Origin of the sequence: Streptosporangium sp. NPDC000563, from assembly GCF_040299985.1 — a bacterium.
Lineage (GTDB): Bacteria > Actinomycetota > Actinomycetes > Streptosporangiales > Streptosporangiaceae > Streptosporangium.
This window is the reverse complement of the sequence record NZ_JBEPDA010000004.1, coordinates 216,295-232,957: the sequence shown is the minus strand read 5'-3', so window position 1 is coordinate 232,957 and position 16,663 is coordinate 216,295. Positions and strand designations below refer to the sequence as shown.

Below are 16,663 nucleotides of genomic sequence, written 5' to 3'. Positions count from 1 at the left end.
CCGCTAAACGACGCCCGCCTTCTCGCGCACCGCGGCGGGAACCCCCCGGTCGGGGGAGAGCCGCCCCAGGGTGATCGTCCCCCAGACGAGCAGCGCGGCGGCGAGAAGGGCGGGGATCACGTTCAGCCAGCCGCTGGGCACCGCCTCGTCGAGCAGGAGCGCCCCCGCGAGGATGGAGACGATCGGGTCGACGATCTGGACCGCGGCGTAGGACATGCCGAAGTAGCCCACCTCGTAGGTCTTCTGCAGCAGCACGACCGCGCAGACGAGCAGCACGGGGATGGCGAGCGTGAACCAGTTGAGCAGCGTGCGCAGGTCACCGTCGAAGCCGCCGCCCACCACCCGTACGAAGGTGGAGACGCTCGCCGTCACGGCCCCCGCCGCGACCGACAGCACGAGCGCGTGGGCCTGGCCGGTCATCCTCCGCCCCACCAGATGGGTCACGAGCACGACCAGCCCGACGCAGCCGAGGAAACCCAGCGCCTCCGAGTTCGTCATGTGCGGTTTCACCGGGTGCACGGGGACCAGCAGCAGCAGTCCGAGCAGTCCGACGGCCACCGCGCCCGAACCGACGAGCTCCGCCCTGTGCGGGCGCCTGCCGTGCAGCATCGCCGCCAGCGGTACCGCGAACACCAGCGTCAGCACGCTGATCGGCTGCACCATGATGAGCGGCGCGAAGCTGAGGGCGACGGCGTGCAGGGACGCCCCGGTGAAACCGACGATGCCGCCGATCCACCAGCGGGGCCGCCTCATCAGTTTCAGCGAGGCGCCCTCGGAGACCGCCTCGAACTGCTGGAGCGCGGCCCCCAGGGCGTAGCCCAGCGCCCCGACCAGGGCGATGGATATCCCGACCCAGGTCATCGCCACCCCACACAACGGACAAGGCATCCAGAAAGAAGCGAATCACGGGTCACCCCGCAAGCTTAGAGCGCCCGGCGAACGGGTAGGGAATTTCGCCGACTTGCACGAGATCCTGTCTGTGGTGGTCACTGACCGCTCGGCGGGCAGACGCAGAACAGGTGCCCCTCGGGGTCGGCGAGCACGACCCACTTTCCCTCGCCCGGCTGGAAGTCGGGGCGGGTGGCTCCGAGCTCCAGGTAGTCCCTGACGGCCTCCTCCAGGTCGGAGACGCGGACGTCCAGGTGGAACTGCTTGTCGGGACCGGGCCACGTGGACGGCTTGCGGTCGAGATTCTGCTGGAAGTGGATGCTCATCGTGTCGTCGCCGATGCCGGCGTAGGTGTCCTCCGCGTACCGAACCTCGTAACCGAAGACGGCCGCGTAGAACTCGGCGAGCCGCCTGGGCTCGGCACAGTCGATGGTCACGGCGATGAATTGCGCTTTTGCGGTCATGGAGCGATCGTCTCGCCCATACCTGTCAACCGCTGTCACGTTTGCCAGGACATCTCCATCCGTGTGGTGACCGCCGTGAGGGCACCTGATCCGTAAGCGGGGAACGCTGCGAGGAGGATCCGGTCCACAGGTGATGCCCGCCATGACAGGCGCCCGGCCCGTGAGCGGTCGCCGCCGCGAGGGGCGCCTGTCCCACAGGTGAGACCCTCGCAAAGGGCATCTGTCCCACAGGGGAGCCCCTCGTAAAGGGCATCTGTCCCATGAGCAGTGACCTGTGTGAAGGGCAGCGGCCCATAAGCGGTGGCCGCCGCGCAGGGCACCTGACTAGGGTTACCCCGTGCTTCCGATCATTTCCCCGCCCCCCGCCCTCTAGCGGGCGGCCTTTCTCTCCTGACGACCGGACCCGAGTGGTCCGGTGGGTGCTTGCCGTCCGCATACGTGCGACCTGACGACGACCACCTCACCTGGAGAGATCTCCATGACGCATGTCTCCGTACGGCGGGGCCTGCTGTACGTGTCCATCGCGGCGACCGCCTGGGGCACCGGCGGCGCGGCCGGCGCGCTGCTCCACCAGACGGGCGGGCTCGGCCCCGTCGCCGTCTCCTTCTGGCGGTTCGCCGCCGGAGCGGCCGTGCTCCTGCTGGCCAGATTCCTGTTCGGCCTCGGCAGGCCCGGGACCGCCGAAACGTCCACCACCATCCGGCGAAACCGTCCCACCCGATGGAACCGGACCCTCGGAAAAACCCAACGCACCGAACCGCTCGCCACCACCCCCCGGACCCGTCCCACCGAACCGCTCATCACCGACCGGCGAGGCCGTCCCACCCGATGCAACCCGGCCGCCGAGGAAACCCGACAGCCCCGACCACTCACCACCACCACCTGGAACCAGGCCGCCCAAGAAACCCGACGTACCGGACCGTTCTCCGTCCTTCGGCGGGCCCGTCACGCCCGGCGGGGCTCGATGCTCCGGCGGATCCTGGTCACCGGCGTGGCGATGGCCGTCTACCAGACGGCCTACTTCGCGGCGATCGCCGAATCGGGCCTGGCCGTGGCGACCGTGGTCACGATAGGCGCCACCCCCGTCCTGGTGGCCGCGGGCGGGTTTCTGCTGCTGGGCGAACGTCTGAGCGCCACGGGACTCGGCGCGGTCGCGATCGCCCTGACCGGCCTGGCCATGCTCACGCTCGACGGCGGGTCGGCGACGTTCTCCGCGGCCGGTATCGGCTGGGCGCTGCTGTCGGCGGCCGGGTACGCGGGGGTGACCCTGCTCAACCGGGCCTCCACCGACGAGCCGTACGTCACCGCGATGGGTGGCTTCGTCGTCGGCGGGCTCTGTCTGCTTCCCGTCGCGCTCGCCCAGGGTCTGCTGCCCTCGGGTGACCCACTCGCCTCCTGGGCGGTCGTCGTCTATCTGGGTACGGTCCCGACGGCCCTGGCCTACGGGCTCTTCTTCACCGGTCTCGTCGCGGTACGCGCCACGACGGCCGCCGTGATCTCCCTCGTGGAGCCGGTGGGCGCGGCGATCCTGGGGATCCTGCTGCTCGGCGAGCGGCTCACTCCGGCGGCGGTGTGCGGGAGCGCCCTGCTGCTCGGCGCGGTCGCCCTGCTCGCCCTGAAGGAGAGGGGTGATCGCGTCGGTGTAGCCGCGTAAAGGTCGGTGAGGGTCCCCGTACGAGGAATTCGTACGGGGACCCTCGCGGCGCCTCGGGCCGTCCCGACAGATCCGTGGGAGACCTCGCGACGCCCCAGGTCATCCCGACGAATCCGCACGGGCCCCTCGCGCGCCCCGGCCACCCGGCCCCTGGGCCGTCCCGTGGCATCCCGGCCCCTGAGCCCTGGGCCCTGGGTCACCCGGAAGGCCCGCCTTTTATTGGGGCGTATTGGCTAAAATCGCGTCCGACTTATCATGCTAAAGCGTGACAAGTCGCCGGTGCCCCGAAAGTTTGGCGGACGCACCGCGATCCTGAACGGCCGATCTTTGCACCACAATGTGCGAAGAGACGGAACGCGAGCCCGGAACCGGGCGTTGGAGGGAACGTGGCCTCGATTACCCAGCTCTTCCGGCGTTTCCTGGAACGCCCCGGCACCATCGACCTCTCGAAGTTCGAGCGGGTCGTCGCCGAGGCGGGGACCCGTGAGGAGCGGATCCGCGCGCTCGACGAGCTGCCCGCGCCCTCGGTCGACGACCTCCCCGAGTTCTGCGCGATCGTGCGGGAGGCCGCGCGCCGTACGCTCGACCTGCGCCCCTACGACGTGCAGCTGGTCGGCATGCTGGCGATGCTGTCGGGAAACGTCGCGGAGATGGCGACCGGCGAGGGCAAGACCCTGTCCGGTGCGATGGCCGCCGCCGGATACGCCCTGCAGGGCAAGCGCGTCCACGTCATCTCGGTCAACGACTACCTCGCCCAGCGTGACGCCGAGTGGATGGGCCCGCTGTACGAGGCGCTCGGCGTCTCCAGCGGCTGGATCGGGCAGAACTCCACGCCCGCCGAGCGCCGGGCGGCCTACGCGGCGGACGTGACGTACGGCTCGGTGAGCGAGATCGGTTTCGACGTGCTGCGCGACCGGCTGAGCACCTCCGTGGACGACCTGATCGTGCCCGCGCCGGCCGTGGCGGTGATCGACGAGGCCGACTCCGTGCTCGTCGACGAGGCCCGGGTGCCGCTGGTGCTCGCCGGTGCCGCCGACCCCGGCGACGCGGTTCCGGAGATGGCCGTGCTGGTCAGGCAGCTGGTCAAGGGCTACCACTACGAGCTCGACGACCAGGCGCGCAACGTCCACCTCACGAGCAAGGGCATCGACACCGTCGAGCAGGCGCTCGGCCTCGACCTCTACGACACCCCGGCCACACTGACCGAGGTGAACCTCGCCCTGCACGCGCACGCCCTGCTGACCAAGGACGTCGACTACATCGTCCGCGACGGCAAGGTGCACCTCATCAACCCCTCGCGGGGCCGGGTCGCGCTGCTGCAGCGCTGGCCCGACGGACTGCAGGCGGCGGTGGAGGCCAAAGAGGCGCTCTCGCCCTCGGAGACCGGTGAGATCCTCGACTCGATCACCGTCCAGGCGCTGATCACCCGCTATCCGGAGAAGTGCGGCATGACCGGCACCGCGGTCGCGGTCGGCGACCAGCTGCGGGAGTTCTACGACCTCAAGGTGGCCGTGATCCCCTCCAACCGGCCGTGCGTGCGCACCGACGAGCCCGACCGGCTCTTCGAGTACCGGATGGAGAAGGACCTCGCGCTGGTCGAGGAGATCGTCGAGGTGCACGCCACCGGACGGCCCATCCTGATCGGCACCATGGACGTGGCCGAGTCCGAGCGCCTCGCGCTCACCCTGAGCGGGCGCGGGCTGGAGTGCGTGGTCCTCAACGCCAAGAACGACGCCGAGGAGGCGGCCATCATCTCCCGCGCCGGGGAGCGCGGCGCGCTCACCGTCTCCACCCAGATGGCCGGACGCGGCACCGACATCCGCCTCGGCGAGGGCGTCGACGAGCTCGGCGGCCTGTACGTCATCGGCTCGGGCCGCCACACCAGCAGCCGCCTGGACGACCAGCTCCGCGGGCGCGCGGGCCGCCAGGGCGACCCCGGCGGCTCGGTCTTCTACGTCAGCGGCGAGGACGAGCTGATCGCCCACTACGTCGCCGACGAGTACGCCAAGGGCGTGCCCGAGCACTCCCTGGTGGGCCACGCCCAGCGGGTCGCCGAGGGCGTCAACATGGAGATCCACCGCAACACCTGGCGCTACACCCGCCTGCTGGAGCGCCAGCGCGGCCAGCTGCTGGAGCGCCGCGACCGGGTCCTGCGCGAGCGGGTGGCCGGTGACGCCCTCGCCGCCGCGGCCCCCGAGCGGTGGGCGGAGCTTCGCGAGAGCGTCGAGGAGGACGTGCTGCACGAGGCGGCCCGCCAGATCGTGCTCTTCCACCTCGACCGCGGCTGGGCCGAGCACCTGGCCTACCTGGGAGAGCTGCGAGAGGGCATCCACCTGCGGGTCCTCGGGCGGCTCAACCCGATCGACGAGTTCCACAAGGACGCCGTCCCCGCCTACCAGCGGCTGCTGGCCGAGATCGAGTCACGCTCGGTCGAGACCTTCGAGACCGCGACGGTGACCGCCGACGGCCTGGACCTGGAGGGCGCGGGCCTCAAGCGTCCCACCGCCACCTGGACCTACCTCGTCCAGGACAACCCCTTCGGCACCGAGTGGGACCGCATCCTCAACCGCCTCACCACCAAGGTCCGCCACCGCTGACGCCTCTTCAAGGGGCGGCCTTCACACCACTGAGGGCCGCCCTTCAGACGCTGATCAGGTCGGGGTCCATATGCCGCAGGGGAACCCGGGACCAGGGCGACCACCGACCGAAATCACCTCTCAGCGGGATCGGTAGGCGTCCGATCGGTGCTGGATGGTGATCACTTGGACCACGATCGTGCCGTCGTCGATCAGATAACGTCAGCCTCGGCTTCAGGTCCTGGACATCATGATGTGCGTTACGCATGCGGTAATGGTTTCACCGCACTCTCCCGGTTATCGTGACCTTCATGACCACCACCAGCGCGTCCCGGCCGGTAGGTGAGCTCCTGCGCCAGTGGCGGGAGCGCCGGCGTATGAGCCAGCTGGACCTCTCGATCCAGGCGGACATCTCCACCCGGCATCTGAGCTTCGTGGAGACCGGAAGGTCCAAACCGAGCAGGGACATGATCCTGCGCCTCGCGGAGGAGCTGGAACTCCCCCTTCGCGAGCGCAACCACCTGCTGCTCTCCGGCGGCTTCGCGCCGCTCTACTCGGAGACGCCGCTCACCTCGCCGCACATGGCGTCCGTACGGGAGGCGCTGGGGCAGGTGCTGAGCGGGCACGAACCGTACCCCGCGGTCGTCGTCGACCAGCACTGGAACCTCATCGACCGCAACGCCGCGACCGGGCTGCTGCTGCGCGGGGTCGCGCCGGAGCTGCTCGTCCCCCCGGTCAACGTGATGCGGCTGAGCCTGCACCCCAAGGGCATGGCTCAGCGGATCATCAACCTGGGCGAGTGGCGGGCCCACCTCCTGCACCGGCTCCGCCGCCAGATGAGCCTCACCGCCGACCCCGACCTCGCGGCGCTCTGGAAGGAGCTCGACGACTATCCCTGCGACCAGCCGGAGCCGGAGATAGACCGCCCCGGCCCCGGTGACATCGTGATCCCCCTGCGGCTGCGCCGCGGCTACCGGGAGCTCGCCTTCTTCAGCACCATGGCCACGTTCGGCACCCCGCTCGACATCACCGTCGCCGAGCTCGCCATCGAGGCGTACTTCCCCGCCAACCCCGAGACCGCCGCCTACCTGCAGCACCAGCACCACCCCGACTGACCGGGGGCGGGGGTGCGGCGTGCGCCCCACGCCGCACCCCCGCCGGCCGAGCCGGTCCCGGCCGAGGCGTCCGCTCTCGGCCGGTCCGGGTCCTGGAAGGTCTTCGCCGTGTCCTCAGCCGGGGATTCCGGCTCCGGACTCACTGGACTCGCCGACTTCGGCCTTCCCCGCCCGCGACGCCGCGATCCTGCCCAGGACGACGTCGATCACGAGGAACGCGAGCAGCGAGATGCCGAGCAGCGGGAGGAACACGCCCACCGCGATCGCCACGGCCGCCAGGGGCAGGGCGACGGCGAGGGGCAGCCGCCGCAGGCCGCCGCGCGCGTAGGGTGCGCCGAAACCGCGGGTCGGGCGGCGCAGCCACCACATGCGGTAGCCCCACACGATGACCGAGATCAGCGAGATCGCGAGCACGGCGAGGACGATCTGGTTGACCAGGCCGAACAGCACCCCCATGTGCACGTCGATGCCCCAGCGGGTCAGCTTGGCCCCGATGGGGAAGTCGGCGAAGCGCAGCTCGGCGCTCACCTGGCCGGTGGCGGCGTCGACCGCCACCTGGTCGTTGCGCTGCGGCCAGAGGCGGTCCGCCTCCTTGACGACGTACGGCTTGCCGGACTCGGCGGGCCAGACGATCTCCAGGGGTCCCGACAGGCCCTTGCCCGCCGCCGCCTGGACGACCTGGTCTGCGTCGGCTACCGGCGCGGCGCCCGCCTCCTGCCCGGCGGCGTGGCCGCCGTGGTCGCCGTGGCCGCCGGAGACGGGCAGCGACGGGGTGGACCAGCCGATCGAGGTCTGCAGCACGTCGATGTTGGCTCCCGCGTACTTCGACCAGGTCAGACCGGTCGCCGAGAGGGCGAGCAGGCCGATCAGCGCCCACGTGCCGACCGAGCCGTGCCAGGAGAGGGTCTTGCGCAGGCCGCGGGCGCCGCGTTCTGGAGCGACGACGCGCCGCAGCCGCTGTCCGGCGCGGCGACGGCGGGTGAGCCACAGCACCAGGCCGCCGACCCCGACCAGCCACAGCCAGCTGGCGGCCATCTCGCTGTATATACGTCCCGGCTCGCCCAGGTGCAGGTGACGGTGGAGCTGGGAGATCCAGGTTCGCACGGGCAGGGCGCCCGAGCTGCCGTAGCTCTCCAGCGCGCCGCGGACCTCGCCGTTGTACGGGTCGACGAAGACCGCGAGGCGGGTGCTCTCCGGAAGGCCGGGCACGTCGAGCAGCACCTGGGTCGTCGCGTCCGGCTCGTCATAGGTCCGTACGAGCGCGAGGGTCCCCTCGGGATGCGCCGCGGTGGCGGCGGTGACCTGCTGGGCGAGGGGCAGTCGCTGCTGCCCGGCCGGTACGGAGGTCGTCAGCTCCTTGGAGTGGACGATGTTCTCCAGCTGGAAGGAGGCGGCGTACAGCAGGCCGGTCGTCGCCGCCACCAGCAGGAAGGGGGCGACGAGGATTCCGGCGTAGAAGTGCAGGCGGAGCAGGAGCGAGCGCAGCGTCGCCCAGGTGGAGGGCACCCTGGCTGCGGGGGCCGGGGACGGACCGGCCGGGTCGGCCGGGTCGGCCGCGGGCGGGATGTCGACGTCGGATGTCATGGGGAGGTTCTCCGTTCGCAGGGAACGCGCGCACCGTCAGGTACGCGCCACCGCGGTGTGAGGTTCGGTTCGGCGTAGCGCGGGGCAGGCGGAATTCCGGCTCTCACCAGCGGGAGGGCATGGTGGGAGCCGGGCTCGCGGGCCCGTACGGCATGGGGGAGACAGGAACCTGCGGGTGCCGTCAGGCGCCGACGGGGCGGCGCTCGGGCTCACCGGCCGGGAAGGACGCGACGGCGCGACGATCCACGGTCGGGGAAGGTACGGCGCTCGGAGACGCGGGCCCGGCAGGGCACGGCGGCGTCCGGGCGCGACGGCCCGATGTCAGACGGCGTGCGAGGGAGCGGGCGGCCCGCGGCGCGAGACGGCGGCGGCGAGCAGCCGGGCGACCGGTGAGACCCGGTCGTCGGGCGCGGCGGAGAGGAGGGTGAGGCGGCAGGCGGCGGGCGCGTGCCACCGCAGCAGGGTGAGGAGCGAGGCGAAGAGCAGGTAGAGGAGCGTGGTCAGACCGCGCTCCCCCCGCTCCAGCCAGTGGGCCGACAGCAGCGCCATCACGGCGTGCACCAGCACCATGAACAGGCCGGTGGACAGGCCACCGGCGCCGTGCTCATGCCCGGTCGACGGCGGCAGCGCACCGGAGGTGAACCACAGGTGCATGCCGTACTGGGCGGCGAAGCTCGCCCCCAGCAGCATGCCGAAACCACGCCGCCGCCGGGCGAGCACGAACGCGCCCGCCGCGGTCGGCAGCACCGCCCAGACCAGCACACCCGGCCCCACCGGGCTGCCTCCGGCCAGCACGTGCATGACCAGCGACGCCGTCACGCACACGACCGCGAAGACCGCGGCGCGAACAAGACGGAAGGCGTGCATGGGGCAATGGTGGCAGAGAATGACGGATTCGCCACCCCCTTGTTCCATGATTAAAAGTGTGGATTAATACCCCTCGGGCTGTGTGTCACGATTGAGCGGTCTGTGCTGTTCAGGGGTCGAAGCGGGCGCGGCCACCTCGGGCGCGCGGTCGGCCACCTCGACCTTCAGCTGCGCCGTCGAGCTCAGCAGGGTGCCCTCGGGCGCTCCCGCCGCTCTCTCGTCCACCACGACGACGCGCTCGCCCAGGTACAGGTAGGTGACGGGGTCGAAGATGTACTCGTGCCGCACCCCGCCGAGCCGGTTGACCATGGCCACCGCGACCCCCCTGCGTCCGGCGGCGTCCTCGGCCTCGTCGACGGTCTCGACGCCGGGGATCGTCCCCGCCGCCCTGAACAGCGCGGCTCGCTGGGCGGACGGCAGGTACGCCTGAGTGATCATCGAGCCGACGCTCCCCCACGCCTTGTAGTCGGCGAGGGGATCGCGTCCCAGGCCCCGGTAGAGGTGTTCGCGCATCCCCTCGGGATCGGTGGGCAACCGGCTCAGCGAGACGTAGTCGGTGCGCTGGTGGTCGGGACGGATGTCGTAACCGGTGAGCTTCGACGGCGCCCCGGCGCCTCCCCTCCGCCGTTCGGCCTCGGCGGGCAGCGGTTCCCCGGGGAACGGCCTCGGCTCCAGGTGCTCGCTCGTCATGACCCCGCCGTCCAGGGGGGAACCCGCGACGGGCAGCCACACCCTGAACCGGCTGCGGTCGAGGTAGCGGACGTCCTTCCCGCCCTCCTTGAGCTTGACCGGGAACATGACCTGCAACTCGTAGGCGAGGAACTGCCCCGGCTTCGGGCGCAGCTCGTCCCGCAGGCTCACGGTGTCGGCGGCCCGCTGGAGGACCGCCGACATCGCCACGGGCGCCATCTGGACGGTCCTCTCCCGCTGGAGGTACGAGTCGGCGCCGACGAAGCCGAGTCCCACCACCACCGCGGCCCCGGCCCCCACCGCGAGACTCGTCCTGAGGCTCAGCCCGAGGTTCCCGGTGAGGCTCGCCGGACGGAGTGCCCTGCGTGCGGGCGGTGCCGTCGGCGCCGCGCCGAGGGCCGCGATCTCCGACAGCAGCCGCGACTCCTCGGCGCGCAACTCCGCCGGGCCCGGCCGGGGCACCTCGCAACGCAACCGGTTCACCTGGGTCATCTCATCCATGGAAGGTCTCCTCGCTGACGGACGTGGGATCGATCCCGCCGAGCTCCTCGCGCACCCTGCCTCTCGCCCGGTTGACCCGCGAACGGACCGTGCCCACCGGGACGCCCATCGCCCGGGCGGCCTCCGGGTAGGTGAGACCGCCCCAGGTCACCAGCAACAGCGCGTCCCGGTGGCCCGCGGGCAGCCGCGCCAGGGCGGCCGCCAGCCTGCGCCGCACGGCGTCGGCGCTCAGCCGCTCGTCGCTGCGCTCGGTGAACGGAACGGTCACCGGATCGACGCCGGTCCGTTCGAGAACGCGCAGCCGCCGCACCTCGACACGCTTGTGCCGTCTGATCAGGTTGGTCGCGATGCCGTACAGCCACGGGCGCGCGCCGGGCTGCGAGAGGTCGTAGCCCTCCCTCCCCCGGAACGCCGCCAGGAAGGTGTCCGCCACGACGTCCTCGGCCGCGTCCGCTCCCAGCCGCCGGGTGACGTAGCGCTTGATGTCGGGCGCGTGCCGGTGGAAGAGCGCGGCGAACACCTCCGGCTCCCGCAGGGACCGCCCGATGAGGGAGGCGTCGTCGGCCTCCGCCTCGTCGGCGGGAAAGGCGCCGCCCGCCCCTGTCCGGGTTCGGCTCGTTTCGCTCATATCCGGCCTCTCGGCTCTCGGTCAGGACACCCGTTGTTGCCCTCCCGCGTGCCTGCGGTTCCCGAAAAGCGCCATGGCGGTTCCGCTCACCCGCCACTCGGACGGACGCGCGTGCCCGTCACACCGGGGTGAACTCCAGGTAGGAGACGGCGGGCATCCCCGCATCACACCGGGGTGAACTCCAGGTAGGAGACGGCGGGCATCCCCGCATCACGCCAGGGTGAACTCCAGGTAGGAGACGGCGGGCATCCCCGCATCACGCCAGGGTGAACTCCAGGTAGGAGACGGCGGGCATCCCCGCATCACGCCAGGGTGAACTCCAGGTAGGAGACGGCGGGCATCGGCAGGGTGAACTCCAGCCGCAGGGTCCCGTCCTCCGCGCGGACGGTACGGGCGGGCTCCAGCTCGTCCAGGCCGTTCGCGGCGCGGAGCCGGTCCCACTGCCCGCCCTCCGGCCAGTCGGCGCCCCCGCCGATCTCCGCCCATACCGCCCGGATGTTGGAGTGCCGCTCGTCGATCCGGTGGTGGCCGACCGTGTACTCCCCCTCGGCGAGTCCCTCGACCGTGAGGGTGACCTCGCGTGACAGGATCGCCGCGCCGCCGGCTCTGTCCTGGTCGAGGGTGCCGTTCCACACCAGCACCCCGACGGCGCCGGTGGCCGAACGCGCCGCCCACACCTCGACTCCCGCGACGTCACCGGTGGCCGAGCAGGCGAGCTCGTCCTCGCCGAGGCGGTCGGCGAGGGTGAGCGCGAGGTAGCGGGGCTTGCGCAGGTTGCCGACCGTGAGCAGGCCGAACCCGCCGTGGAAGAGCGCCGGTGGGCGGCCCAGCTCCTCGAAGTGGTCCGAGGCCACCCAGTGGGAGAGCGCGTCCACCCGCCCGGCCGCCGACCTCATCCCGTGCAGCAGGAACGTCGCCCCGAACGGCCCGTCGCCGATGCCGTGGAAGTGCGTGGGGGTGGGGCCCCACTCCGTCCACCAGATCGGCGTGCCCTCGCGGCCGTGCCGTTCCAGGACGGGCCGCCAGTCGAGCGGGGCGTTGCCGTAGGTGTGGGTGGAGACGAAGTCGAGCGCCGCACCCGAGGCGTCCACGTGGTCGATCAGCTCCTGGACCCAGCCGTTCGCCGCCGAGGACGGGCCGCCGACGCGGATGTCGGGGTGGACGTCCTTGACCGCCGCCGCCGACACGTCGTACAGCCGGAAGAACTCCTGTGGCGTGCCACTCCAGAAGACCTCCAGGTTCGCCTCGTTCCACACCTCGAAGGCCCAGTTGTCGACCACCTCGCGCAGGCCGTACCGTTCGACGAGGTGGCGGGTGAGGTCGCGGACCAGGTCGCCCCACCGGTCGTAGTCCCTGGGCGGCGAGATGATCGCCCCGTAGCCGAAGACCGTCTTCGACGGGTCGGAGGCGAGGTCGCGGGGCATGAACGACAGCTCCACGATCGGCCGCATGCCGAGCGCGGTGATCGTGTCGTAGACCTCGTCCACCCGGGTGAAGTCGTGCACGGGCCTGCCGTCCACCTCCCGGTAGACGCCGAGGTCGTCGCAGAGGATCGCGTGGGCGCGCACGGTCTCGACGCCGAGTTCCTCCCGCGTCGTCCGCAGCGCCTCGACCAGTTCGGGGCCGATCGGGCGGCCGCCCACGGTGTCGGCGGAGAGCATGTACGACAGGTGCTCGGAGCCGATCATGTACTTCCACGGCCTGGGCAGGAGCCGCGTGCTGGTCGAGGCGTCGACCCGCAGGACCGTCGCGCCCGGCGCGGCGAGCGGCGCGGCGAACACCGCCTCGGTGAAGGGGCCGGCCCGTTCCATCGTGGTGACGGCGGCGACTCTGTACCAGGCGGGCTCCCCGTGCGTGTCGACGTAGCGCGGATCCGGCACGGCCGGTACGTCGACGTCGGGCTGCTTGGTGGAGGTGTACGGCCCCGCCTCGGCGGGCGCGCGGTGGACGAGGTAGCCGATGGCCCCGGCCACCCGTTCCCAGGTCAGCGTGACCTGTCCGCCTCCGCTGTCGGCGCGCAGTCCCCGGGGGGCGGTGACCTCGACCCGTCCGGCCGCGGTCACCTCCCCCGACGCCCGGTAGATGCGGGCCTGCCAGTCTCGGCGTGCGGCGTCGGCCGTGCTCATGGATACGTCTCCCCGATGGTCGGTGTGGGTGGGGTGGGTGTGCGGCTCACGCGCGAGGAACAACGCGCGTGAGCGGCACGATTCACTTGGCGGGCACGACGGTCACCTGGGAGGCACGACGGCCCATTCCTCCTGCCGCAGGACGGGCGCGAGCTTCGCCGTGACGTCGCGGGTCGCGAAGTGGCGGCGCAGGCTGTCGTCGGCGAGCGCGTTGCCGAGCGCGATCATGATCATTCCCTGGTCGAGGGCGAGATACTGCTTGGCGACCTTGCCGCTGCGCACGGCGACCGCGTCGTAGAAGCCGCCCGGCCCGTAGGCGTCGAAGTTCGTCCTGAGCCTGGCGAGGTTGTCGAGGGCCGCGCCGGGCGTGTGGCGCAGCGCGAGGAACGACGCGTGCGGGGTGACCACGCCGTCGCCGTAGGACTCCGGCTCCGGCTGCCCCTCGCGGCACCCCTCGAACCCGTAGTCGACGGAGGTGCGCTCCTGGTCGGAGGTGTAGCCGGGGGTGTCCATGCCGATCGCGTCCACGCCGTACTCGCGGTAGCCTCCGGCGGGGTCGTTGGACGGGGAGAAGCCCCAGTAGCCGTACTTCGCCTCGTTCATGCCGTGCTCGATCTGGGCGGCGATGTAGACGGGCTGGTTGCGGCCCCAGCTCCTGGCGCCCCAGACGTCCTCCGGTACGAGCTGGGTCACCATCAGCTCCTCGAACATGCTGCCGCCCCAGGTGGGCACCAGGCGCATGCCCCGGTAGCCGTACGTGCCCTCGAAGACGTTGACGCCCATGTAGGTGCGCCAGGTGCCGACCGGCTTCTGCTCGGCCCACGACCAGTCGCAGGTGTCGGGGAAGGTTCGCCACATGCCGTAGTAGTGCTGGGGCGGGAGCTGGCCGAGGGCGATGCCGACGTAGCTCGCGATCCTCGCCTCGGTGAGCGCGCCGTAGTGGTGGCAGGTCGAGTGGACCGTGGTCCCCGAGTCGTTGTAGTCGCTCTCGACCGAGCAGCCGGTGGGCTTCTCCGGCCAGAACCCGCCGCGCAGCAGCCCGGTGCCCGCGTCCGGCCGGGCCTGCGGGTCGTAGTAGGACTCGAACTCCATGCCGCCCAGCAGCGTCCCGGCCTGCTTGGAGACCTCGGGCACGGCACTGCGGATCATCATGAGGGCGGCCGCGAGCCAGCCGTTGTCGACGCTGGACAGGAACGGCTGTACGACGGAGCCGTCCTCGGGCCAGGTGCGCACGACCTGCAGCGTGCGCGGGTCGTACCAGTTGTAGAACTGCCCGGTGGGGGCGTGACGCTCCAGTTTCGCCGTCGAGGCGAGCGTCGCGGCGACGCGGCGCCGGGCCTCGTCCTTGGAGATGAGGCGGACCTCGCGGGCGGCCACCGTACTCCACAGGTAGGTGGCGATGTTGGTCGGCGAGGTCACCTTGGCGCGGGTGCCGGGGGCGAGTGAGCCGTCGATCTTGTCGGAGGGCAGGCCGGTCGCCGGGTCGGTCATCGCGACCATGGACTTCCAGGTGTCGGCGGCGTAGCGGCGCAGCACCTCCCGCTGCCGCCCCGCCGTCGAAGCCGTCGCGGGTGTCGACGTTGTCAAGGTGACATCGGGGGATACCAGGGGAGACTCGGAAGGGGAGACAGCGGGGGCGGGGGAAGGGGCGGCCGAGGCGGGAGAGGGGGCTGCCGCGATCAGGGCGAGACAGGCCGCGAGGGCGGCCGCGTGACGACGACGCACGGGGGCTCCTTACGTGGATTACTTGAGTCCGGTGGAGGCGATTCCCTGGGTGAAGAAGCGCTGCAGGAAGACGAAGAGGACGAGGACCGGCAGCACGACGACCACCGCCCCTGCGATGAGCAGGCCGTACTGGGTGCCCTGGTAGCCGTTGAAGATCGCCAGTGCGACGGGCAGCGTGTATTTGTCCTCGCTCTGGGCCACCACCGCGGGCCAGAGGAAGTTGTTCCACGAGCCGAGGAACGTGATCAGGCCGAGCGTGGCGAGGGCGGGCCTGCACAGCGGCATCACGATCCTGAAGAAGATCCGGAACTCCTTGGCGCCGTCGACCCGCGCGGCGTGGATCAGCTCGTCGGGGATGTCCGCGATGAACTGGCGCATCAGGAAGATGCCCAGCGGGGTGACGAGGCCGGGCAGGATGATCCCGAGGAAGGTGTTCACCAGGCCGAGCTTCGCGATGAGCACGAACTGCGGGATCATCACCACGATGGCGGGCAGCGCCATCTGCGTCAGGACCAGCGCGAACAGCACGTTCTTGCCGCGGAAGGCCATCTTGGCGAAGGCGTATCCGACCATCGAGCAGAACAGCAGGTTGCCCGCGACGGTGGCGAGGGCCACCACCGCGCTGTTGAGGAACACCTGCGTGATGTTCATCTTCTCCAGCAGCTCGCCGTAGTTGCCGAGCGTCCACTGCGTCGGCAGGAACTCCGGCGGATCCCGCCTGATCTCGGTCTCCGGCTTGAACGAGGTGAGCAGCGTCCAGACGAACGGGAGCACGACGAGCACGAGCCCGGCGCTGAGCAGCGCGTACGTGGAGAGGCGGCGTTTCACCAGGGCCCCGCGCCCCGGCCTCTCGGAAGCCTGGCCTCTCGCGGGGGCCTTACGACCCGAAGCGGTTGTCATCTGGACCTCCCGACCCGGAACTGCAGGACGGCCAGCGCCACGATCACGGTGAACAGGACGCTCGCCGCCGCGGCGGCGTAGCCGTAGTTGCCCGAGCCGAACTGGTTGTAGATCGCGAGCGAGGCCGAGGTGGTCGCTCCCGCCGGGCCTCCCCGCGTCATCACCAGCGGCTCCTCCATGAACTGGGCGAACCCGATCGAGCTGTAGACGGTGCAGAACAGCAGCGCCGGACGGAGCATCGGCAGCGTGACGGAGCGGAAACGCTCCCAGCGACCGGCCCCGTCGACCTCCGCCGCCTCGTACAGCTCCCTGGGGATGCCCTGCAGGGCGGCCAGCAGGACGACCATGTCGAAGCCGAAGCTCCGCCAGGCGGTCATGACGATGATCACGGGAAGCGCCAGGTTCTCGTCGGCGAGCCAGCGGGGGCCGTCCACGCCCACCGCCGCGAGCACCTGATTGACCAGACCCGCGTCGGGTTCGAGCAGGAACCTCCAGGCCACCGCGACGCCGATGATGCTGGTGACGTACGGCAGGTAGTAGCCGAGCCGGAAGAACGCGGCCGGCAGCCGGGCGATCCCCGAGTTCAGCGCAACGGCCGCGCCCAGGCCCAGGGCGATGGTGAGCGGGAGCGCGGTCACCACGAAGATCAGCGTGTTCAGCGCCGCCTGGCGCATGAGCTCGTCGTCGAAGAGCCGCAGGTAGTTGTCGAGTCCGACGAGGTTCACCGCCAGGGGGTCGCGCACGTCGGTACTGCGCATGTCGGTGAAGCTCATGCCCAGCTCGACGAGGAGCGGACCCGCCCAGAACACCGCGAACATCACGACGAAGGGCGTCACGAAGATCCAGGCCAGACCGGTGCGGCGGAATCCGCCCCGAGGGCTCCACTGCCTGGCGGGGGCCGGTGCGGTGGACTCACGCGAGTCCACCCGCTCGCTGACCACCATG

At 71.1% G+C, this 16,663-nt stretch carries 13 protein-coding genes; 3 read left to right on the top strand and 10 right to left on the bottom strand.

Annotated elements, in window-relative coordinates; translation table 11 throughout:
- Window positions 1–3: 3 nt before the first annotated feature.
- Both ABT352_RS13865 and ABT352_RS13860 read right to left on the bottom strand, forming a co-directional pair.
- Window positions 4–861, bottom strand: coding sequence for a DMT family transporter (locus ABT352_RS13865; protein WP_350945150.1), 858 nt, complete (start codon window positions 859–861; stop codon window positions 4–6).
- Window positions 862–986: 125 nt separating this feature from the next.
- Window positions 987–1,352 carry a VOC family protein gene (locus ABT352_RS13860; RefSeq protein WP_350945148.1) on the bottom strand — a complete coding sequence of 122 codons (366 nt, stop codon included), beginning with the start codon at window positions 1,350–1,352 and terminating at the stop codon, window positions 987–989.
- Between the two features lie 478 nt (window positions 1,353–1,830).
- On the opposite strand from ABT352_RS13860, the gene ABT352_RS13855 reads away from it, so the two are divergent.
- The 3 genes from ABT352_RS13855 (at window position 1,831) to ABT352_RS13845 (ending at window position 6,697) form a co-directional block, all read left to right on the top strand.
- Complete coding sequence (locus ABT352_RS13855) at window positions 1,831–3,006, top strand: DMT family transporter (protein WP_350945147.1); 1,176 nt, start codon at window positions 1,831–1,833, stop codon at window positions 3,004–3,006.
- Window positions 3,007–3,401: 395 nt separating this feature from the next.
- Window positions 3,402–5,603, top strand: a complete 2,202-nt coding sequence (secA2, locus tag ABT352_RS13850) for an accessory Sec system translocase SecA2 (RefSeq protein ID WP_350945389.1) — start codon at window positions 3,402–3,404, stop codon at window positions 5,601–5,603.
- A gap of 290 nt (window positions 5,604–5,893) precedes the next feature.
- Window positions 5,894–6,697 carry a helix-turn-helix domain-containing protein gene (locus ABT352_RS13845; protein WP_350945146.1) on the top strand — a complete coding sequence of 268 codons (804 nt, stop codon included), beginning with the start codon at window positions 5,894–5,896 and terminating at the stop codon, window positions 6,695–6,697.
- Between the two features lie 114 nt (window positions 6,698–6,811).
- Here ABT352_RS13845 and ABT352_RS13840 read toward each other — a convergent pair whose 3' ends face one another.
- The 8 genes from ABT352_RS13840 to ABT352_RS13805 form a co-directional block, all read right to left on the bottom strand.
- On the bottom strand, window positions 6,812–8,281 hold the full coding sequence (locus ABT352_RS13840) for a PepSY-associated TM helix domain-containing protein (RefSeq protein ID WP_350945145.1): 1,470 nt from the start codon (window positions 8,279–8,281) through the stop codon (window positions 6,812–6,814).
- Between the two features lie 321 nt (window positions 8,282–8,602).
- Window positions 8,603–9,148, bottom strand: coding sequence for a hypothetical protein (locus tag ABT352_RS13835; protein WP_350945144.1), 546 nt, complete (start codon window positions 9,146–9,148; stop codon window positions 8,603–8,605).
- 63 nt (window positions 9,149–9,211) lie between these two features.
- On the bottom strand, window positions 9,212–10,339 hold the full coding sequence (locus tag ABT352_RS13830) for a CU044_5270 family protein (RefSeq protein ID WP_350945143.1): 1,128 nt from the start codon (window positions 10,337–10,339) through the stop codon (window positions 9,212–9,214).
- Window positions 10,332–10,967 (bottom strand): RNA polymerase sigma factor, encoded by a 636-nt coding sequence (locus ABT352_RS13825; protein ID WP_350945141.1) that lies wholly within the window; start codon window positions 10,965–10,967, stop codon window positions 10,332–10,334. Before ABT352_RS13825 ends, ABT352_RS13830 begins: the two co-directional genes overlap by 8 nt.
- Window positions 10,968–11,269: 302 nt before the next feature.
- Window positions 11,270–13,093, bottom strand: a complete 1,824-nt coding sequence (locus ABT352_RS13820) for a GH39 family glycosyl hydrolase (RefSeq protein ID WP_350945139.1) — start codon at window positions 13,091–13,093, stop codon at window positions 11,270–11,272.
- A 102-nt stretch (window positions 13,094–13,195) separates the two neighbouring features.
- Complete coding sequence (locus ABT352_RS13815; RefSeq protein WP_350945137.1) at window positions 13,196–14,818, bottom strand: glucoamylase family protein; 1,623 nt, start codon at window positions 14,816–14,818, stop codon at window positions 13,196–13,198.
- 18 nt (window positions 14,819–14,836) lie between these two features.
- Window positions 14,837–15,646, bottom strand: coding sequence for a carbohydrate ABC transporter permease (locus ABT352_RS13810; RefSeq protein WP_350945135.1), 810 nt, complete (start codon window positions 15,644–15,646; stop codon window positions 14,837–14,839).
- 68 nt (window positions 15,647–15,714) lie between these two features.
- Window positions 15,715–16,662: a carbohydrate ABC transporter permease gene (locus ABT352_RS13805; protein ID WP_350945133.1), complete on the bottom strand. Its 948-nt coding sequence runs from the start codon at window positions 16,660–16,662 to the stop codon at window positions 15,715–15,717.
- Between the last annotated feature and the right edge of the window lies 1 nt (window position 16,663).